The sequence below is a fragment of the Streptomyces sp. NPDC015131 genome, assembly GCF_043079975.1.
Taxonomy (GTDB): Bacteria; Actinomycetota; Actinomycetes; order Streptomycetales; family Streptomycetaceae; genus Streptomyces.
In genome coordinates this window covers 967101-985541 of record NZ_JBIBVB010000003.1, presented here as the reverse complement: position 1 = coordinate 985541, position 18441 = coordinate 967101, and the positions used below count along the sequence as shown (strand labels likewise).

19 protein-coding genes are annotated in these 18441 nt (G+C 74.5%); 5 read left to right on the top strand and 14 right to left on the bottom strand.

The window, feature by feature from the left end; genetic code table 11:
• Positions 1 to 71 precede the first annotated feature (71 nt).
• Complete coding sequence (locus tag ACF08D_RS15815) at positions 72 to 278, top strand: hypothetical protein (RefSeq protein ID WP_392223147.1); 207 nt, start codon at positions 72 to 74, stop codon at positions 276 to 278.
• Between the two features lie 15 nt (positions 279 to 293).
• On the opposite strand, the gene ACF08D_RS15810 is transcribed toward ACF08D_RS15815, so the two are convergent.
• From ACF08D_RS15810 to ACF08D_RS15800, 3 genes are all read right to left on the bottom strand, one after another.
• Positions 294 to 1892, bottom strand: a complete 1599-nt coding sequence (locus ACF08D_RS15810) for a DUF2637 domain-containing protein (protein WP_392223146.1) — start codon at positions 1890 to 1892, stop codon at positions 294 to 296.
• Positions 1893 to 2018: 126 nt separating this feature from the next.
• Positions 2019 to 2753: a DUF3558 family protein gene (locus tag ACF08D_RS15805; RefSeq protein WP_392223145.1), complete on the bottom strand. Its 735-nt coding sequence runs from the start codon at positions 2751 to 2753 to the stop codon at positions 2019 to 2021.
• 140 nt (positions 2754 to 2893) lie between these two features.
• The gene (locus tag ACF08D_RS15800; protein WP_392223144.1) at positions 2894 to 3805 is read right to left on the bottom strand and encodes a DUF3558 domain-containing protein; all 912 of its coding nucleotides are present in this window, start codon (positions 3803 to 3805) and stop codon (positions 2894 to 2896) included.
• 195 nt (positions 3806 to 4000) lie between these two features.
• Here ACF08D_RS15800 and ACF08D_RS15795 point away from each other — a divergent pair, with 195 nt between their 5' ends.
• Positions 4001 to 5194, top strand: a complete 1194-nt coding sequence (locus ACF08D_RS15795; protein ID WP_392223143.1) for an RtcB family protein — start codon at positions 4001 to 4003, stop codon at positions 5192 to 5194.
• A 64-nt stretch (positions 5195 to 5258) separates the two neighbouring features.
• On the opposite strand, the gene ACF08D_RS15790 is transcribed toward ACF08D_RS15795, so the two are convergent.
• The gene (locus ACF08D_RS15790) at positions 5259 to 6050 is read right to left on the bottom strand and encodes an SDR family NAD(P)-dependent oxidoreductase (RefSeq protein WP_392223142.1); all 792 of its coding nucleotides are present in this window, start codon (positions 6048 to 6050) and stop codon (positions 5259 to 5261) included.
• A 149-nt stretch (positions 6051 to 6199) separates the two neighbouring features.
• Here ACF08D_RS15790 and ACF08D_RS15785 point away from each other — a divergent pair, with 149 nt between their 5' ends.
• Positions 6200 to 6769 carry a hypothetical protein gene (locus ACF08D_RS15785; RefSeq protein ID WP_392223141.1) on the top strand — a complete coding sequence of 190 codons (570 nt, stop codon included), beginning with the start codon at positions 6200 to 6202 and terminating at the stop codon, positions 6767 to 6769.
• Positions 6770 to 6822: 53 nt separating this feature from the next.
• Positions 6823 to 7530 (top strand): AAA family ATPase, encoded by a 708-nt coding sequence (locus ACF08D_RS15780; protein WP_392223140.1) that lies wholly within the window; start codon positions 6823 to 6825, stop codon positions 7528 to 7530.
• Between the two features lie 79 nt (positions 7531 to 7609).
• On the opposite strand, the gene ACF08D_RS15775 is transcribed toward ACF08D_RS15780, so the two are convergent.
• A complete protein-coding gene (locus ACF08D_RS15775; RefSeq protein WP_392223139.1) occupies positions 7610 to 9052 on the bottom strand; it encodes an FAD-dependent oxidoreductase in 1443 nt (480 codons plus the stop codon).
• A 135-nt stretch (positions 9053 to 9187) separates the two neighbouring features.
• Here ACF08D_RS15775 and ACF08D_RS15770 point away from each other — a divergent pair, with 135 nt between their 5' ends.
• Positions 9188 to 9748, top strand: a complete 561-nt coding sequence (locus tag ACF08D_RS15770; protein WP_392223138.1) for a TetR family transcriptional regulator — start codon at positions 9188 to 9190, stop codon at positions 9746 to 9748.
• A 104-nt stretch (positions 9749 to 9852) separates the two neighbouring features.
• On the opposite strand, the gene ACF08D_RS15765 is transcribed toward ACF08D_RS15770, so the two are convergent.
• The 9 genes from ACF08D_RS15765 to ACF08D_RS15725 form a co-directional block, all read right to left on the bottom strand.
• The gene (locus ACF08D_RS15765) at positions 9853 to 10587 is read right to left on the bottom strand and encodes a Mut7-C RNAse domain-containing protein (protein ID WP_392223137.1); all 735 of its coding nucleotides are present in this window, start codon (positions 10585 to 10587) and stop codon (positions 9853 to 9855) included.
• Between the two features lie 140 nt (positions 10588 to 10727).
• Positions 10728 to 11249 (bottom strand): GNAT family N-acetyltransferase, encoded by a 522-nt coding sequence (locus tag ACF08D_RS15760; RefSeq protein WP_392223136.1) that lies wholly within the window; start codon positions 11247 to 11249, stop codon positions 10728 to 10730.
• Positions 11250 to 11285: 36 nt separating this feature from the next.
• Positions 11286 to 11906, bottom strand: coding sequence for a Pycsar system effector family protein (locus ACF08D_RS15755; RefSeq protein WP_392223135.1), 621 nt, complete (start codon positions 11904 to 11906; stop codon positions 11286 to 11288).
• Positions 11907 to 11953: 47 nt separating this feature from the next.
• Positions 11954 to 12340 carry a hypothetical protein gene (locus ACF08D_RS15750; RefSeq protein ID WP_392223134.1) on the bottom strand — a complete coding sequence of 129 codons (387 nt, stop codon included), beginning with the start codon at positions 12338 to 12340 and terminating at the stop codon, positions 11954 to 11956.
• Positions 12337 to 13302, bottom strand: coding sequence for a hypothetical protein (locus tag ACF08D_RS15745; RefSeq protein WP_392223133.1), 966 nt, complete (start codon positions 13300 to 13302; stop codon positions 12337 to 12339). The genes ACF08D_RS15750 and ACF08D_RS15745 overlap by 4 nt, the downstream gene beginning before the upstream one ends.
• A 74-nt stretch (positions 13303 to 13376) precedes the next feature.
• Entirely contained in the window at positions 13377 to 15743 is a 2367-nt protein-coding gene (locus ACF08D_RS15740) for a hypothetical protein (protein WP_392223132.1), read from the bottom strand.
• Between the two features lie 21 nt (positions 15744 to 15764).
• Positions 15765 to 16604 carry a hypothetical protein gene (locus tag ACF08D_RS15735; protein ID WP_392223131.1) on the bottom strand — a complete coding sequence of 280 codons (840 nt, stop codon included), beginning with the start codon at positions 16602 to 16604 and terminating at the stop codon, positions 15765 to 15767.
• A gap of 103 nt (positions 16605 to 16707) precedes the next feature.
• Positions 16708 to 17451 (bottom strand): Crp/Fnr family transcriptional regulator, encoded by a 744-nt coding sequence (locus ACF08D_RS15730; RefSeq protein ID WP_392223130.1) that lies wholly within the window; start codon positions 17449 to 17451, stop codon positions 16708 to 16710.
• A gap of 286 nt (positions 17452 to 17737) precedes the next feature.
• Complete coding sequence (locus ACF08D_RS15725) at positions 17738 to 18316, bottom strand: hypothetical protein (RefSeq protein WP_392223129.1); 579 nt, start codon at positions 18314 to 18316, stop codon at positions 17738 to 17740.
• Between the last annotated feature and the right edge of the window lie 125 nt (positions 18317 to 18441).

Below are 18441 nucleotides of genomic sequence, written 5' to 3'. Positions count from 1 at the left end.
ATCCTTCGGCGGACCCCGGTCTCGGTCCCGCGCAGGACGATTCCGGGCGCCCGGCGCGGGAGCGTGGAGACATGAACGAGACTGTGGCGATCGTCGGTTGGGTCACCGGGGTGCAGGGTGTCCTCGGGGTCGCGGGACGGACCTTCGGGGACGGGCCGTGGGGCATGCTGCACCGGTGGTGGGAGATCCCGACGGCGGGGTACGCCGTGCTCGCCGTGCTGGGCGCGGTGGTCGCCCTGTACGGGGAGACCGCGAAGGCGCGGGCCCGGCGCCGCTGACCGGCGGGCCGGGGCTCAGGCGATGTGGTCGGCCGCCAGCTCGGCCTGGTAGCGGTCCTTGAACTCGGGCAGCAGCCGGCGCAGCAGCACCGCGCTGAGCGGGTCGCGGATCTGGTGGCCGTCGGCGAGGTGGATCTCGACCATCTCCACACTGGGCCAGTCGTTGTGCTCGTCCACCAGCTGCTTGAACACCGGGTACGCGAGGCGGCTGAACTCCTCGGCGTCCCGGTCGCCGGCCTCGGGCTCCGCGGGGCCGGGCTGTGCGGGGGCGGGCTGCGCCTCCCCGGCCGGGGACTCGGGCCGGGGCTCGGGCCCTGGCGGGACGCGGACCGGGGTGGGCTCCAGCCCCTCGACGTAGGCGGGGGCGTACGCCCGCTCGTAGGCGTCCTGCGGGAGCTGCGGGGCGGCGAACCAGGGGCTGTCGTGGTTCGCGGGGACCTGCGGCGCGGGCTCCTGCGCCGCGGGCCCGGGGCCGGGCTGGGGACCCGGACCGGCCTGGGGCTGGGCGCCGGGCTGTGCCTGCGGCTGGGGCTGGGGCTGGGCGTGCGGCTGGGGCTGGGCGTGCGGCTGCGGCTGCGGCTGCGGCTGCGCGGGACCCTCCGGTTGGGCGCCCGGGCGGCCGGGCTGCGGTGCCTGAGCGGGCCGGGCGCCCTTGCGGAAGAACCCCGGAACGACCGCCTCCGGCTCCAGACCCGAGCCGTCCTCCGGCTCCGCTGCCGGTGCCGCCGCCGGTCCCATGGCCTGTACTGCGGTCCGTGTCGCAGGGCCGGGCTCCTGCCGGGGGTGCTCCTGCGCCGGGGCCGCGTCGTCCTCGTCGGGGCTCGCGTGCTGCCGTGCGGGCGGCTCCAGTTCGGGCGTGGCGGAGGGCGTACCCGTGACGGACGGGGCCGTGACGGGCGGGGCCGGGTTCGGCGGCAGCAGTACGGGGTCGATGCCCGCCGCCGCGAGGCCCGCGGGCGCCGTCTCGGCGAGCGGCACGCCGTACCGCGCCAGCCGCAGCGGCATCAGCGCCTCGACCGGGGCCTTGCGGCGCCAGGCGCGGCCGAACCGGGCCTGCAGCCGGGCCTGGTAGATCAGCCGGTCCTGCTCCAGCTTGATCACCTGCTCGTAGGAGCGCAGCTCCCAGAGCTTCATCCGGCGCCAGAGCCGGAAGGTGGGTACGGGCGACAGCAGCCACCGGGTGAGGCGTACGCCCTCCATGTGCTTGTCGGCCGTGATGTCGGCGATCCGGCCGATGGCGTGCCGCGCGGCCTCCACCGCGACGACGAACAGCACCGGGATGACGGCGTGCATGCCGACGCCGAGCGGGTCGGGCCAGGAGGCCGCGCCGTTGAAGGCGATCGTCGCCGCCGTGAGCAGCCAGGCGGTCTGGCGCAGCAGCGGGAAGGGGATGCGCAGCCAGGTCAGCAGCAGGTCGAGGGCGAGCAGGACGCAGATACCGGCGTCGATGCCGATGGGGAAGACCAGCGAGAAGTCGCCGAAACCTTTCTTCTCGGCGAGCTCGCGCACCGCCGCGTAGGAGCCGGCGAAACCGATTCCGGCGATGATCACCGCACCGGCGATCACGACACCGATGAGTATCCGGTGTGTGCGTGTCAGCTGCATCGCGGCCACCCGCGATCCCCTCCCCTTGATGAACCGAGCGGGCAAAGCCTGGCACACGCGTGCGGAGCCCGGCCCTCGGGGGAGGGCCGGGCTCCGCGAACGTCGTGCGGGTCGCCGCGCGTTGGCCGCCTTCGGCTACTTGTTGGCCGCCGCGACCGCCGTCACCGCTTCCTTGGTGGCCTTGACCGCGTCCTCCATCAGGTCCGACGGGGTCGGGGTCGTGGCGCCCGCGTAACCGGCGCCGTTGTAGGAGACGGTGATCAGGACGTTCTCGGTACGGGTCACGATCGCCGCGTACTTGAAGTCCTCGTCCGTCTTCTTCAGGCCGTAGCTGATGGCCGTCGCCTCGTTGCCGACGCCCGCGGCGGGCGAGGTCTTCACGGCGGTGGCGCCCTCGGTCGCCTTCACCTTGGCGACCTCCTTGGTGTAGTTCGCCTGGGCGCGCTGCTCACCGCTGCCGAGCGAGGGGTCGGACTCGTACCGCAGGAGGCTGATGTCGAGCCAGCGGTACTGCGAGCCCTTGACGCCCTTGTCGTCCAGGCCGTTCCAGGAGCAGCTGCCGCGGCTGGCGGTGTCGCTGGACTTGCCGGGCGTGCCCTTCTCGTTCTTCACCTCCGGCACCAGGTCCTCGACGGTCTTGCCGGTGATCGCCTTGCAGGGCTCCGGCAGGAGCGTGTACTTGGCGGGCGCGACGGTCGGCTTGGGCTTCGCGGCGGCCTGCGGCGAGGAGGCGGTGGACGGCGACTGCGTGGCGCTGTCGGCGGTGTCGCCCTTGCTGTCGGAGTCCGACGAGCAGCCGGCGACGACGAGCATCACCGGTACGGCTGCGCAGGCGAGTATGCGGGTGAGTCGCGGGGCTGATCGGTGCATGGTTCCTTCAGTCGCTTGTCGTACGGTCCGGCGGATCCTGTGTCTTCGGTCTGCGGTCCCGACACGGTAGCCCGAGTCGGGAGGTGCGCGCGGGCGCGGCGGAGCCCGGGGCGGGGGGCCGCCGGGGGGCCGCGGACGGGCTAGTCCTCGAAGCTCTCGGCGAGGTTACGGGCCAGACCCTGGGCCTTTTCCTGCAGTTCCTTGCTGTCCGGCACCTCGGTGACCCGGGCGGGCTGCTCGCCGTACCGGATGGTCACGACGACGTTCGATGTGCGGAACACCACGCTCACGGTGCGGTGCTGGGCGGTCGAACCGGCGCGGGTGAGGACGTCGTCGAGGAAGGCGGCGTCGGCGAGGTCGGCCAGCACGCGGGGCTCCAGCCCCTCGGGGGTGCCGGAGGGCGCGCTACCGGTGGAGGCGGTGGCCGCGGGGCCCGGGGGAGGCGTGGACGCCGCCCCCGGCTTCGGCGCCTGCGCGGTGGCCCGGGGCGCCGCGCCGGTGGCCGCCGCGCCGGACGCGGTCCCGCCGGCGGCCGTCCCGCCGGACGGGGCGGGGGCGGACGGGGTCCCGGCGGACGGGGCCGTGGCGGAGGGGGACTCGATGCCCGCCTCGGCCTCCTTGCCCGCGTACACCTGCTGCGCGCGGAAGTCGTCGCTGACGGTGGGGTCGTAGGAGACGACGCGCTCGAAGTCGACGCTGAGCCGGTGGGAGCCGTCGGGCCCGTCCGTCTTCCAGCTGCACCCGGCGCGGCGGTCGGTGTCGTACGTCACGGTCGGCGTGCCGCGGTAGGCGCGCTCGCGCTGCTCCTCGGGCAGCGCCGCGGCGCCGGGGAGCAGGTCCCGGAGGGTGGAGCGCTGGATGGAGCCGCACGGTTCGAGGAGCGTGCGGTACTTGCCGGGCTGTACGGAGGTGCCGGAGGGGCCGCCCCCCTTGGAGTCGGTGTCCCCGCCGTCCGCCCCGGAACCGCCGCTGCACCCGGCGAGTGCGGTGACGCCGAGGGTGAGCGCCGCGAGTGCGGCGGCCCCACCGGATACGTACGCCCTTCGCTGCACGGTCCCGGGCTCCTCTCGCTCTGGTGCCGACACGGTTCTTTGCGGCCCGGCCCGAGGAAAACACGTTGCTCCTCGCCACCGGCCGGTGGACACAATGTGTATCGCACGCACTGCCGTCGATGCCGGTCCGCTGTCTCTTTCGCGGGCTTGGATCCGGTTTTTGCGCTTTCGGACTTTTCGGGGGAATGAGGAAACATGTCGTATGTAGAGGTGCCCGGGGCGAACGTCCCGATCCGGATGTGGACCGATCCTTCGGCGGTGGAGGACGGCGCGATGCGCCAGCTCCACAACGTCTCCACCCTGCCGTGGATCAAGGGCCTGGCCGTGATGCCGGACGTGCACTACGGCAAGGGCGCCACGGTCGGCTCGGTGATCGCGATGCGCGGGGCGGTCTGCCCGGCCGCGGTCGGCGTCGACATCGGCTGCGGCATGTCGGCGGTGAAGACGTCGCTCACGGCGAACGACCTGCCGGGCGACCTGTCCCGGCTCCGCTCGAAGATCGAGCAGGCGATCCCGGTGGGGCGCGCCATGCATGACGAGATGGTCGACCCCGGCCGGCTGCACGGCTTCGCCACCGGCGGCTGGGACGACTTCTGGGCGCGGTTCGACGGGGTGGCGGAGGCGGTCCGCTTCCGCCGGGAGCGGGCGGCGAAGCAGATGGGGTCGCTGGGCGGCGGCAACCACTTCGTGGAGTTCTGCATCGACGAGTCCGGATCGGTCTGGCTGATGCTGCACTCCGGTTCGCGGAACGTGGGCAAGGAGCTGGCCGAGTACCACATCGGCGAGGCCCGCAAGCTGCCGCACAACCAGGGCCTGGTCGACCGGGACCTCGCCGTCTTCGTCGCGGACACCCCGCAGATGGCGGCGTACCGCAACGACCTGTTCTGGGCGCAGGAGTACGCCAAGTACAACCGAGCGATCATGATGGCGCTGTACCAGGACGTCGTCCGCCGGGAGTTCAAGAAGGCGAAGGTCACCTTCGACCGGGTGATCTCCTGCCACCACAACTACGTGGCGGAGGAGCGGTACGACGGGATGGACCTGCTGGTGACCCGCAAGGGCGCCATCCGGGCCGGTTCCGGCGACTTCGGGATCATCCCGGGCTCGATGGGCACCGGCTCGTACATCGTCAAGGGCCTCGGCAACGCGGCGTCCTTCAACTCCGCGTCGCACGGCGCGGGCCGCCGAATGAGCCGGGGCGCGGCGAAGCGGCGCTTCTCGACGCGGGACCTGGAGGAGCAGACGCGGGGCGTGGAGTGCCGCAAGGACTCCGGCGTGGTGGACGAGATCCCGGCCGCCTACAAGCCGATCGAGCAGGTCATCGACCAGCAGCGCGACCTGGTGGAGGTCGTGGCGAAGCTCAAGCAGGTGGTCTGCGTCAAGGGCTGACGCGGACCGGCGGCAAGGGGCCCCGGCGGATCGGCCGCCGGGGTCCTGCGCCGGGCCGGGGCGGTCAGGACTCGCGGTGGACCTTGCTGTTGGATGCCTGGGCGCGGGGGCGGACCACCAGCAGGTCGATGTTGACGTGCGGGGGACGGGTGACCGCCCAGGCGATGGTGTCCGCGACGTCGTCGGCGGAGAGCGGGTCGGGGACGCCCGCGTACACCTTGGCCGCCTTCTCGGTGTCGCCGCGGAAGCGGGTCGTGGCGAACTCCTCGGTCTTCACCATGCCGGGCGCGACCTCGATGACGCGGACCGGGGTGCCGACGATCTCGAGGCGCAGCGTCTCGGCGAGCACCCGGGCGCCGTTCTTGGCGGCGACATAGCCCGCGCCGCCCTCGTAGGTGGCGTGACCGGCCGTGGAGGAGACGACCACCACCGTGCCGGCGCCGCTCGCGGTGAGCGCGGGCAGCAGCGCCTGGGTCATGTGGAGCGTCCCGATCACATTGACCTCGTACATCTGGCGCCAGTCGGCCGGGTCGCCGGTGGCGACCGGGTCGGCCCCGAGGGCGCCGCCCGCGTTGTTGACCAGGACGTCGACGGAGGGGAGGCGCCCGAGGTCCGCCGCGAAGGCGTCGACGGCCGCGCGGTCGGTGACGTCGAGCGCGTACGCCGTGGCCAGGTGCCCGGCCGCGGTGAGCTCGGCGGCCAGGGCCTCGACCCGGTCCTTGCGCCGGGCGGTGAGGATCACATGGTGCCCGGCCTCGGCGAGCCGGCGGGCCGTGGCGGCGCCGATGCCGCTGCTCGCCCCGGTGACGACGGCGACGGGGGCGGCGCCCGGGGAGGCGGGGGTGGCGGCGGTCATGGCGGTGCTCCTCGCGCGGATGGCCGGCCGTGGGGCACGGGCGGGCGGTACGGGTCGGTGGTACGCCGCCAGCATAGGCGGGCCGGGAAGATCGGGACCGGGCGGCGGGGGAGGCCGCCGGGGGCCGGTCATATCGGTATGTTCAGGGCATGGTTGCGATGCGCGGGGCTCTGCTGGTGATGTCCGTCGCCCTGGCGACGGCGGTGTGCGCGGGCGGTACGGGGACGGCGGCCGTGCCGGAGGCGGCGCCCGCCGCCGGGGCCCCGGTACCTGCGGCCCTGGTGGCTCCGCCGAAGGTGGCCGTCCCGGCTGCCCTGGCGGCTCCGGCCGTGGCGCCCGAGGCGGACGTCTCGCACCACGGGCACCTGTCCCTGGTGGACGGGCGGCTCGGTGTCGTCCTGCTGAGCGAGAACCGCGGGCCCTCCGCGCTCGGCGACTCGACCGTCCGGCTCACCCTCTCCGCCCCGCTGGCCACCGGCCACGAGATGCCCGAGCGGTGCGTGGTGGGCGGCGAGCGCGAGGTGCTGTGCTCCACCGGCCCCCTGGCGGCCGACGGCACCCGGCACGAGACGGCGCTCACCCTGCGGACCACCGGCGCGCCGCAGGAGCTGACGGCGCGGATCGCCACTGCCTGGAACGGTGGCGCGACCGACCGGAACCCGGCCGACAACGACCACCGGGTGCTGGTGCTCGCGACGGGCGACCCGTACGTCTTCTGAATCCGGCGGCGCCACGTTTGCCGTGCGGCCGGGGCGGCCGTGACACTCGGACCATGATTGTCGAACGCGCGTACGCCCATGTCGCCGCCCACGACGAGGACGAGTGGCCCTGGTCGGTGCCGTGCGTGCGGCAGCTGTTGGAGGAAGGGCTGCGGTTCACGGCGCCCGTGACCTTCCTGGTCGGGGAGAACGGCTCGGGCAAGTCGACGCTCGTCGAGGCCCTGGCGGAGGGCTTCGGGCTGGACTCCTGGGGCGGCTCGCACGACTGGCGGTACGCCACTCAGCGGGGCAAGTCGGTACTGGGCGAACGCGTCCGCTTCGACGCGGCGCCCCGCGGCCGGCGCATGCTCGGGAGCCGGGCCGCCCGCAAGGGGTTCTTCCTGCGGGCCGAGACGGCACTGGACGCCCTGGACCGGGAAGGCTTCGCCCCGGACTCGGTGAGCCACGGCGAGGGCTTCCTCGCGGCGTTCCGCGGCAAGTTCCTCCAGCCCGGCCTGTACGTGATGGACGAGCCGGAGGCCGCCCTCTCGTTCAGCTCCTGCCTCGAACTGCTCGGGCACCTGGACCAGTTGGTGAAGCGGGGCGGCCAGGTCGTCTGCGCGACCCACTCGCCGCTGCTGACCGCCCTGCCGGGTGCCGACATCGTCGAGGTGGGCGAACACGGCCTGCGGCGCGTGGAGTGGCGGGACCTGGCCCTCGTCGACCACTGGCGCCGCTACCTCGCCGACCCGGGGTCGTATCTGCGGCACGTGCTCGAATGAGCCCGGCGACGGGACGCGGTGGCGGGCGGCGGCGCGGCGGCCGGGGCTCCTAGGCGGGGGCCGGACCACGGGGGGCGGGTCAGTCCGTGGCCCAGGCGATGTAGCCGTCGGGCCGCACCAGGAGGGTGCCCCGGCGGGCGCCGCTCGCCCAGCTCGCCCGTACGGCCTGGCCCGGCACCGGGGTGTGCGGGCCCTGCGGGACGGCCCCCGGCGGGGCGACGAGGACGAACCGGCCCTGGCGGAGCAGCTCGTACAGCCGCCCTTCGGCGAGCGCCAGGTCCGGGGCGCGCCGGCCGGTCAGGGGGTGGGCGCCGCGCGGCGCTCCGTACGCGATGCCGACGCCGCTGATCATGCCGGTGGCCTTGGCGGCGGCCGGGCGGACGCTGGTCAGCATGCCGACGGCCAGGGAGCGGACGGTGCGCTGGAGGGGGGTGTGGGCCATGGCGAGACGGACGAGGCCGCCGCTGCTGCGCAGCACCGTCGCGCCGACCGGCTGCCGTTCGGAGTGGTAGCTGTCGAGCAGCGCCTCGGGGTCGGAGGCCTCGCCGCGCAGGACGGAGGCGAGCTTCCAGGAGAGGTTCGCGGCGTCCTGGAGGCCGGTGTTGAGTCCCTGGCCGCCGGCGGGGGAGTGGACGTGGGCCGCGTCCCCGGCCAGGAAGGCCCGGCCGCTCCGGTGCGCGGGCACCTGGCGCTCGTCGCTGTGGAAGCGGGAGAGCCAGCGGGCGTCGTGCATGCCGTGGTCGGAGCCCAGGCTGCGCCGGACGATGTCACGGACCTCGTCGAGGTCGAGCGGTGCGCCGTCGGGAACCTGATGGTTGCTGTCCCAGCCCATGACGCGGTACCAGCCGTCGCCGAAGGGGGCGATCATGGCGAAGGTGTCGCCGGGGCCGTCGGCCGTGATGACGTCTCCGGGCCTTTCGGTCAGGCGGACGTCCGCGAGCACGATCGAGCGGATGACGGACCGGCCGGGGAACGGCAGGCCCAACTCGCGGCGCACGGCGCTGCGGTGGCCGTCGGCACCGACGAGATACCGCGCCCGCAGGACACCGTCACCGTCCGTGCCGCCCGTGACGTCGGCCGTCACCGTGCGGCCGTCCTGGCGCAGGGCGCGCAGCTCGGTGCCGTACCGGAAGTCCACGCCGGCGGCGACGGCGCGGCGCTCCAGGAGGCGCTCCACCTCGTACTGCGGGGTGATGAGCACGAAGGGGAAGCGGGTGCGCAGCCCCGACACGTCCAGCGAGAGCCGGCCGAACATCTGCAGCCGGGTGACGGGGGTGCCCCGCTCCACCAGCTCGTCCGCCAGGTCGCGCGCGTCGAGCAGTTCGAGGGTGCGGGCGTGGATGGCGAACGCGCGCGTCATGTTGCTGATGCCGGGCGGCCGGCGTTCCACCACCGTGACCTTCAGGCCGGCGGTGGCGAGGTCACCGGCGAGGAGAAGCCCCGTGGGCCCCGCGCCCACCACGATGACGTCGGTCCGCGGATCGGTTGTTCCGGGCGTTTCCGTGCCGGGCGTGCCGTGCATGGCTGCCTCCTCGGTGCCCCATCTCCCAGGATGAGGTCAACGCGTGTTGGTCAACAACTGTTGGTCAACGCTTGTTGGCAACGATAAGGGCGGCGCGGCTGGCATGTCAACGCCTGTTGGCCTACGCTTGTTGACGTGACGACTTCCCGCCGCTCCGACACCACCCGCGCCGCCATCCTCGACGCGGCCCGCGAGCGGTTCGCCGCCGAGGGGTACGAGCGCGCCACCATCCGCTCCATCGCCCGGGACGCGGGCATCGACCCCTCGCTGGTGATGCGGTACTACACGAACAAGGAGGGGCTGTTCGCCGCCGCCTCCGAGTTCGACCTGCGCCTTCCCGACGTGGGGGCCGTGCCCGTCAAGCACGTCGGAGCCGTCCTCGTCTCGCACTTCCTCGACCGCTGGGAGGAGGACGACGTGCTGACCGGGGTGCTGCGCGTCGCGGTCACGAACGAAGCGGGCGCCGAGCGCCTGCGCAGCATGTTCGGGACGCAGATCGGCCCGGTCGCCGCCGCGGTCTGCCCCGACCCGGACGACGCCCCGCGCCGCGCGGTCCTCGTCTCCTCGCAGGTGCTCGGCATGGCGGTCGCCCGGTACGTGCTGCGGCTGCCGCCCGCCGTGGAGATGTCACGCGACGAGCTGGTCGCCTGGCTCGCGCCGACCGTGCAGCGCTACCTGACCGCGGAACGGCCGTAGGGGCGCCGCCACATACACCGGCTTGGTCCGGGCGGGCCCTGGTCCGGGGGCCCTGGGTCCGGGCGGGCGCGCCGCCCCCGATTACGCCGCCGCGCCGTTCCCGACTACGCCGCCGCGCCGCCGAATTCGCGCAGGGCGTCCGCGACGATCGCCTCCAGGCGGGCGTGGTGCGCGCCGCGCCAGTAGACCCTGCCGCACGAGGCGCACTGCGCGAAGACGTCGTACGTACGCTGCGTGCCCTGCTCCAGCCGGCCGCGCACCGCCTCCTTGTCGGCGTCGGTGAGCGGCCCGTTGCAGGCGGTGCACCGCGTCCACGGGGCGAGCGCCGGTGCGAACCGCTCCAGGACGTCCCGCAACTGCTCGTCCGGCCGGTCGCTGTACACGTACGCGCCCGCGAACAGCTCACGCCGGCGCAGCAGCCCCCGGTCGCGCGAGAGCATCACGCGCTGCTCCCGGGCCGACCACGCCGCGAGCGCCGGGTCGCCGATGTCCTCGCTCTCGTACGCCGCGTCCACGCCGAGCAGCCGCAACCGGCGGGCCAGCGTGCCGAGGTGGACGTCCAGCAGGAACCGCAGCGGCGCCCCCGGCACCCGCTGCGGGCGTTCGACGCTCAGCACCTCGACGTGCTCGCCGGCGGCCGGGACGTGCGCGGGCGTGACGGGGCTGCCGTCCACCAGGAGCCGGCCCGCCTCGGTGAGCGGTACGCCCAGGGACTCGACGACATGGCCCAGCGACGACACCCCGTCGGTCACCACGGCGGAGCGGTCGGCCCGGCGGGCGGCGGCGACGAAGAGGCCCAGCGCGGGCGCGAAGCTGATGTGGATCTCCGGTCCGTTCACGACGTCAGCATGCCACCGGCCGCGCCCGAGGGGCCACGCCGTTTCGGTGCCGCCGGCCGGGCCGCCGGCACCCGCCGCGGCACGGCCCGCGGCACGGCCCGCGGCACGAAACGGACGTGGGCGGTGACCCGCCCGTCCGTTCAGCCGTGCAGATCCAGTCGCCAGTCGTGGGTGCGCAGCGGGTGCCCCGGCGGGTACTCGAAGTCGCGCTCGCCGAGCAGGGTGAAACCGGCCTTGCGGCACACCGCGTTCGACGCGCTGTTGTCCACGGACGGGAAGGCGTGCAGATACCGGTGCTTACCGGCCGCCCGCGCCCGCTCCGCCACGGCCACCGTGGCCGCCGTGGCGACCCCCCGCCCCTGGTACCCGCCCAGGATGCTCCACCCGGTCTCGTACACCCGCGCGCCGTCCAGGGTCTGCTCCCAGAACCCCACCACGCCCACGGGCACCCCCTCCGGCTCCAGCACCACCCGGAACATCCGCCCCGCCCCGGTCCGGTCCGCGCTCAGATCGACGTACCGCTGGTGCCGCTTGACGAGCTGCTCCTCGGTCTCCGGCCCCCCGAGGTGCTCCATCATCTCCGGCACGTTCACCGCGCGGAGCAACGCGAAGTCGGCCTCCGACCACGCCTCGATCCGTACGGACGACCCACTGTCTCCCATGCGAGCACTCTAGGCCGCGCCACTGACACGCGGCGCTCAGAGAGCCGTCAGCGCGGACACCCCCAGAGCGACCGCTCCGAGGACGAAGCACCCCAGACCCGCCCTGATCCACCGGTGCTTGGCGGCGGCGATCTCGCTGGTGTTGCGCAGGGCCGTCGCCAGACCGGCCAGCTGCTGCTCCTCGGTGCTGCGCAGGGCGTCGGCGAGCACGCCGGAGCTCGCGGCGCGGCGGACGTCGAGGAAGTAGGTCAGGGGGCTGCCCTCCCGCCACCGGCTCGCCCGGTAGCGGGGAGCGGTGGCGAAGAGCAGACAACCCAGGGCCAGGGCCCAGGCCAGGGCGCCGGCCACTCCCGCGAAGCGGCTGACGCCGGTGGCCGGCATCCTGCCCCAGTAGGCGCCGAGCACCACCCCGGCACAGGCGCCCAGGGCGCCGACGAGGACGCTCGCCTTGGTGTCGGCCCGGCCGATCTCGGTGCGCACCTCGGCCAGCAGGCGTTCCGCGGCCTGCGTGCCCGGAACCCCTGAGGGTCCTGTCGGCCCTGACGAACCGGATGAACCGGACGGTCCGGCCGCCGCGGGCGGGGCGGAGCCGGGAGAGGAGGAGGGGGAGGAGGAGGGCTCGGGGCCGGTGGCGTCCGGGCTGGTGGCATCGCTCACCTTCGGTACTCCCTGTCGTCGTCGGGCCGTCCCGGGGCGGGCCGGTCTCAGGTCAGGCCGGCCCACAGCAGCACGCCGGCCCCGAGCAGCCCGCCGCACAGGGAGCCCTGGTGGCCGAGCCGGCCCGTCGCCTCGCGCAGCGCCGAGAGCACCGTGCCGGTGCAGCGGTGCCCGGCGCTCGCCACGGCGCACACCGCGTCCCCGTACGTGTAGGCGAACGGGGCGGCATGGCCGGAGACCCGGCGCTGGGCCCGCGTCCAGCAGTACTCGGGCAGCAGGAACCCGATGACCAGGACGTTCAGCGCGTACTCCACGCCGGTCTCCAGGTGGGCCAGCAGCGGCACCGCGGCCCACCGGAGCAGCACGTAGCAGGCGACGCCCGCGACCAGCGCGGGCACGAGCGCCCGTACGACGTACTCGGGAGTGGCCGTCACCGCTCGTCCCCCGCCGCGTCCGGCCGCTCGTCCTTGTCGCCCGTTCCCCGTTCGAGCTGCTCCCGGTACAGGGGCTGCTTGCGCGTCCTGCCCCGGCCCGCGTCGTTCAGCCGTTCCTTCACCGCCGCCAGGGCCGCCCGCGCGGCGTCCTCCACCATGTGGTCCTCGACCGCCCCCGAGTCCAGGACCCGCTCGATGACACGGATCTGGTTGGCGCTGGCCTCGCGCTCGTCGTCGCGGATCGACTCGATGGCGAGCGGGATGTCGGCCGGGTTCTGCGACAGGTGCACGCCCCAGCGCTCGAACTCGCCCTGCGACAGCAGCCGGGCGTAGAAGGTGCCGCGCTCCTCCATCACCTCCTGCTCATTGCGGTTGACCAGCCTGGTCAGTTCGTGCTCGCTCCGCCTGCGCTCCTTGGTGTAGTCGAGCGAGCGCAGCGAGGAGAGCTGGCCGATGGCCTCCTGGTCGAGGCTGATCCGCACCTCGCACCGGATCTCCAGCCCGAGGTCGGCGGCCAGCGGCTCCGCGGCCAGCGCCTCCGCCACCGCGACCTCGGCCGCGGCGCTCTCCTCGATGGCGTGGCGGCGGCTCGCCCGGCGCATCCGGCTGAGCATCCGGGGCTCCAGCAGGGCGCGGACGTCCCGGATCTGCTGCTCCACGATCCGGGCCGGGTCGGTGACCCGCCAGGTCAGGTCGGTCTCCGCCGAGAAGAACGCGGCGTCGCCGTCGCTCGGCAGCCGGTGCTCCAGCGACAGGTGCCGGACGGCCATGTCCACCTCGTACAGGGTCCTGAAGTTGCTCGTCACCAGCTCACCGCGGGTGGGCTGCTGGGACGGCAGGTACGTCCGGGGACGGCCGCCCGACGTCAGGAAGACCAGCGCGCGCTCGGCGTAGGTCGGAGGCCGGTTGCGGACGAAGGTGAACCGGCCCAGGTCGTGCACCTGGTGGACGGGGTCGTTCATGGGTGCCATGGTTCTCCTGCTCTCGGGTCGCCGCCCCGTGGGGCGGGGCGGACGGTGGTCGTGGACCGGTGGCGTCACCGGTGCGGGGCGGAGCGTGCGGGGGGCTCGCCGGCGAGGGCGTCCCGGAGGCGGGCGGCGGTGGCGCCGTCGGCGCCGGCCGGGGGCTCGTACCGGCGCAGCAGGAAGTCCAGCCGCTCCCGGTCGTTGCCGGTCTCCACCAGGAGGGGCAGCAGCCGGCACAGGGCCGACTCGACGTCCGACACGGCGCCGGGCGGGTCCGGCTCCTCCTCGTACGGCGGGCCGGTGAACAGCCGCCCGCGGGCGGCCCGCGTCGACGCGTGGTCCGCGCACCGCACCCAGCGGACCAGCTCGTCACGTGCCGCGTCGCGCCGCTCGCGGTCGTTGAGCAGCAGCCGCCACATCACGACGGCGAACTGCCGTGTCGCGGTGTCGTGTTCCGCCAGCCACAGCAGCCGCGGCCACAGGGCGCCCCCCGGGCCCTCGCCCCGGACGCGTCTGCGGGCGCCCCGCAGGAAGCCCTGCGCCGCGAGGGCGCGCAGCGGGCCCCGGCTCCCGTACCACCGCACGAGCCGCTCCAGGACGGTCACGGCGGCCGGCCCCTGGAGCAGCGCCTCCAGGGTCTGTTCGTACGCCGCGCGGAGCAGGGGGTCCGGCTCCGGCCCGGACGCGGCCATCCGCTCGATGTCGCGCAGGGCGCTCGTCGCGGTGGCGCCGCCCAGCAGGGCGTAGGAGCGGGCGACCGTCCACCGGCGGGCCGGGTCGGGCCGGCCGCTCCACTGGGAGAGCAGGCGCCGGACCGCGGTGTCCATGCCGTGCTCGGCGGCGGTGTACAGCGACCAGGCGGCGAGCTGCCGCTCGGCCGGCCTCGGGGAGGAGCCCCACCGGTCGAGGAAGGCGTCGTGGGCGTGGCCGAAGTCGGCGGCGGCCAGCACGCCCGAGGCCACGGCGGCCCGGAGCCGCACGGTGACGCGCCGGTCCGCCACCAGGGAGTCGAGCCACGCCAGCAGGGGCCCGCGCACGGCGGGGTGGCTGGTCCAGACGTGGCACAGGACGGTGTTCCAGAGGGAGCCGTCGCGGAAGGCGACGACCCGTTCGGGCAGCCGCCCCCAGGGGGTGTCGGTCTCGTCGGGGTACTCCTCCGCCCTGGCCAGCGCCAGCCGCTCGGCCGGGGAGGCCGCGAAGACCGGATGCCCGGCGGGGCGGCCGGGTTCCTCGACCCCGAGCAGCCTCAGATGGAGCCGGTCCCCGAGCTCGGCGACCAGCGGGTAGGGCAGCCCGTCGAACACAGCGAGCGAGATCAGGAACGCCTTGTCGCGCAGGGAGACGCCCTCCTCCGGCCCGCCCCCGGCGAACCACCGGCCGGCGGTCTCCTCGGCCGACACCCGGCCGTACCGGGACAGTTCCTCGTCGCCGCAGCGGCCCGCCGCACGGGCGGCGAGGAGCCGGGCGAAGCCGACCGCCTCCCTGGGCGAGGGACCGGCGCTCAAGTACGCGACGGAGACGTCCAGTTCGAGCAGGCACCGGGCCCTCTCGCTCACGGTGGCGCCGCCGGAAGCCGGTTCCGGACCCGACTGCTGCAGCGCGTGCAGCAGATGGGCCCGCGTGATCTCGGTGGCCGGGGGCGGCTCCCAGTCGTGGGTGGTCACGTCCTCCACCGCGGAGCCGGTGACGACGACGAACAGCCCCTCGGCGCCGAGGCGGCGGTGCACGGCGTGCAGGTGGACGTCCCGCAGCGGGCCGTCCGGTCCGGTGACCGGGTCGACCACCACATGGGCGCCCCCGGGGCGTACGTGGTCGGCGAAGTCGGCCGGTTCGGTGCCCGGGTCCAGGGCGATCACCTCGCCGGACGTCCGGGCGGCCTGGAGGAGCATGCGCACGGCCGCGGTCCTGCGGCCGGTGCCGGACCGCCCGCGCAGCACCAGGACGCGCCGGAGCACCAGCTCGGCGTACAGCTCGTCGTAGCGCCGGCTCGGGGCGAACGTGGCGGCCAGATGCGCGAGTTCGGCCGCCGGGAGGGGGCCGACGCTGTGCAGCCGGGACGGTGGGCCTCCGTGCAGGTGGACGTCGACACGCTTGTCGCCCGCGACGACGTCCCCGGACACCCGGGTGTCGCCCATGACGTTGGCCCGGCCCGACCGCAGGTGCGGGGCCAGGGAGAAGAGCTGCTCGATGGCCTCCCACGCCCCGGGCGCGGGCGCCTCGTCGGGCGGGGAGCCGGTGGTGGCCGCCGGGTCCGGCCCGCCGGCGGGCCGGCCGGCGTCCTGCGCGTCCTGCGCGTCCTGCGTGCCCTTCGCGCTCTGCGCGTCTTGCGTGCCCTTCGCGCCCGGCGCGCTCTGTGCGCCGTCGGCGTCGCCGGCGAGGGGGCCGGGGCCGGCTTCCGGGGCGGGGCCCGGCGGGGACGTGGCGGTGTGCTGGTTCACTGTGCGCGTCCTTCCGTCCCGCTACCGGGCGGGCCCGGTGGTGCCGCCGGTGCCGGCGTGCTTGTCCCGGGCGACCACGTCACCGGCGACGCTCGTGGTCCCGAAGAAGAAGTTGCCGGTGTGCGTGTGCAGCGCCGGCACGTCGGCCGCACCGGCGGGCCGCCCGGCGGGAGGCCCCCCGGCGGCGTGCTCCCCGGCGTGCTCCCCGGCGGACGGCTTTTCGGCGGCGGGCTTTTCGGCGGCGGGCCGGGCTCCCGGTACGGCGGTGTCCGGCCCGGCCCCGGCGTACTGGAGCGACCTGTCGTGGTACCAGCCCGTCAGGTCGGTCCCCTCCTTGCTCGCGACCGTCAGCGGGTGGAAGTGCTCGGGGCGGACGCCGGGATGGGCGTGCCGCACCACCCCCCGGTACACCGCGTCCGACACGCACAGCACGCTCGGTTCCGGCGTCGCGCCCAGGGCCTCCCGCAGCGCCGGGGCGTCCAGGAGCCGGAAGGCGTGCACCAGATCGGCCCCGACCGCGCCGAACTCGTCCAGCGCAACCTCCCCGGTGTGCACCACGATCCGGAGCCGGATCCGGGCGCCCTCGGCGGCCAGCCGGTTGTTGCTGACCAGGCGCTCCGGGGTCGCCGTCAGCAGCGCCCTCAGCAGCGCGGGCTTCGGCACCGCGGGGTCGATCAGGACGAACACGCCGTCGCCGCGGTCCTCGCAGCGGTACTCGGTCGGCTCGACCGACGCGGCCGCCAGCGTCTCGTGCAGCACGGTGTACAACATGCGGTGGATGACGGCCTGTTCGCTGTCGCGCCGCCCTCCCGATCCCTCCATGTCCATGAGCAGGATGGTCCTGTTGCTGGGGTCCGCCATGTGGGTCTCCTCGGATGCCGCCCCGGCCGGGCCGCTCGCCGCCCAGGATTCAGCAGCGCGTGGCGGCCCACGAGGACCGTTGACGCACAGCGGGTGTGACGGATTACCCAGAACCGCCGATCCGCCGCAGCTTCTTCGGCTCGACGACCACCAGGGCCTGGCGGCGGGTGGTGACGTACCCGCGTTCGCGCAGCTCGCGCAGGAGGCGGGTGACCGACTCGCGGGACGACCCGATGGCCCCGGCCAGCTCCTGCTGGGTCAGGGGCACCTTGACGAGGACGCCCTCCGGCACCTGCTCGCCGTGGTACTGGGCCAGCTCCAGCAGCAGGCGGGCCAGCCTCTCCTTGACGCCGCAGGCGGCCAGCTCCAGGCGCTTGCGGTCGGCGGCGCGCATCCGGTCGGTGACCACGGCCATGAGCCGGCGCATGGCGACCGGGTGCCGGTCGAGGAACGCGGTGAAGCCCTCCGACGAGAGGACCACCGCCCGGACCGGCTCCAGCGCGGTCACCGACGCGGACCGTGCCGTGCCGTGCAGGGCGGCGCTCTCCCCTATGACGTCCCCCGGCCCGCGCAGCGCCAGCAGCGCCTCGTGGCCCTCCGGGGAGCCGTCGGTCACCTTCAGCCAGCCGTCCATGATCAGCAGGACGTGGGAGGACGGCTCCCCCTTCCGCAGCACCACGGTGCGGGCCGGGTAGCGCAGTTCGCGCCCGCCGGAGATCAGGGCCGCGGAGAGCGCCTCGGGGAGCCGGGCGAGATACGGGACGCGGTCATCGGTCAGGAGGGGGGCGGCGGCTTCGGCCGGGGCGCGTAAGGCCCCCGTCCCGGGGCTGCCGGAGGCGGTGTCCACAGCGGTGTCCTTCCCATGACGGAGCGCACTCGTCGCCGACGCCGCCGTCGGGCGGGCACCCGGAGGGATGGGGGAACCTGCGGGATCGTCTGCCGTACGAGGTCTTTCACACGCCCGACGATTCTGGCGTACGCCTCTGACACCGGGCAACGCGATTCGGACAACGCGTGACGACGGACCGATCGACGGACCGACCGACCACCGGCCAACTAACCACCGAACAACCAACCGGCCGACCGACCGGCCGGGCCCCGCCACGCGGCCCCGCCGGCGTACCGCTACCGCGTCAGGGCCACACCAGGCAGTACGGCTGGTGTCCCGCCTCGTGCAGGCGGTGCGAGAAGTCCTGCCACTCGTGGAGCAGTTGGTAGACGTTGAACGCGTCGCGCGGGCCGCCGCGGTCGGGGACCGTGGACCAGATGAACGCCGCCGCGCCCACCGACTCCTCGCCGACGCCGCGCAGCGGGTCGACCACCGTCATCGGGAGCTTCACCACCGCGTAGTCGGGGTGCAGCACCACCAGCTCCAGGGGCGGGACCTTGTGCAGGGGCATGCCCTGGATGCCGGTGAGCACCATCGCGGCTATGGTCTCCGGCTTGATCTTGGTGAACATGCCGCCCATGCCCAGCTCGTCGCCGCCCAGCTCCTCGGGGCGCATGGAGATCGGCACGCGCGCGGCGGTGGCGCCGTTGGGCGCGCCGAAGTACTTGTAGGTCACCCCCATGCCCCGGCCACCCCCGCTTCCGCTTCCGCCCGGTACCGGACCCAGGGAGGTTCTGTCCCGCTCGCGCCGGTGCTTCCCCCGCCGGGCAGGCTCAGGACCCAGGTCGTCGGTCCCCTCGCCCAGTCCGCCACCGCGATGCATATCTCCACCCGACTGCTTTGCGGGCCGCCCGGCCCCCGCCGTGCAACCCGATCATCGTGACAGTGACCTCCCCCGCGAACGTGCGGTGAAACACCTGTCCGCAAGAACGTCCGGGCCTCTGACAC

Bases quoted from the DNA above. Each gene is read 5' to 3' on its own strand.
- ACF08D_RS15785 (WP_392223141.1), top strand. From the start codon at position 6,200: ATGGTTGCGATGCGCGGGGCTCTGCTGGTGATGTCCGTCGCCCTGGCG.
- ACF08D_RS15725 (WP_392223129.1), bottom strand. From the start codon at position 18,316: ATGCATCGCGGTGGCGGACTGGGCGAGGGGACCGACGACCTGGGTCCT.
- ACF08D_RS15780 (WP_392223140.1), top strand. From the start codon at position 6,823: ATGATTGTCGAACGCGCGTACGCCCATGTCGCCGCCCACGACGAGGAC.
- ACF08D_RS15815 (WP_392223147.1), top strand. From the start codon at position 72: ATGAACGAGACTGTGGCGATCGTCGGTTGGGTCACCGGGGTGCAGGGT.
- ACF08D_RS15790 (WP_392223142.1), bottom strand. From the start codon at position 6,050: ATGACCGCCGCCACCCCCGCCTCCCCGGGCGCCGCCCCCGTCGCCGTC.
- ACF08D_RS15745 (WP_392223133.1), bottom strand. From the start codon at position 13,302: ATGAACGACCCCGTCCACCAGGTGCACGACCTGGGCCGGTTCACCTTC.
- ACF08D_RS15795 (WP_392223143.1), top strand. From the start codon at position 4,001: ATGTCGTATGTAGAGGTGCCCGGGGCGAACGTCCCGATCCGGATGTGG.
- ACF08D_RS15775 (WP_392223139.1), bottom strand. From the start codon at position 9,052: ATGCACGGCACGCCCGGCACGGAAACGCCCGGAACAACCGATCCGCGG.
- ACF08D_RS15760 (WP_392223136.1), bottom strand. From the start codon at position 11,249: ATGGGAGACAGTGGGTCGTCCGTACGGATCGAGGCGTGGTCGGAGGCC.
- ACF08D_RS15805 (WP_392223145.1), bottom strand. From the start codon at position 2,753: ATGCACCGATCAGCCCCGCGACTCACCCGCATACTCGCCTGCGCAGCC.
- ACF08D_RS15735 (WP_392223131.1), bottom strand. From the start codon at position 16,604: ATGGCGGACCCCAGCAACAGGACCATCCTGCTCATGGACATGGAGGGA.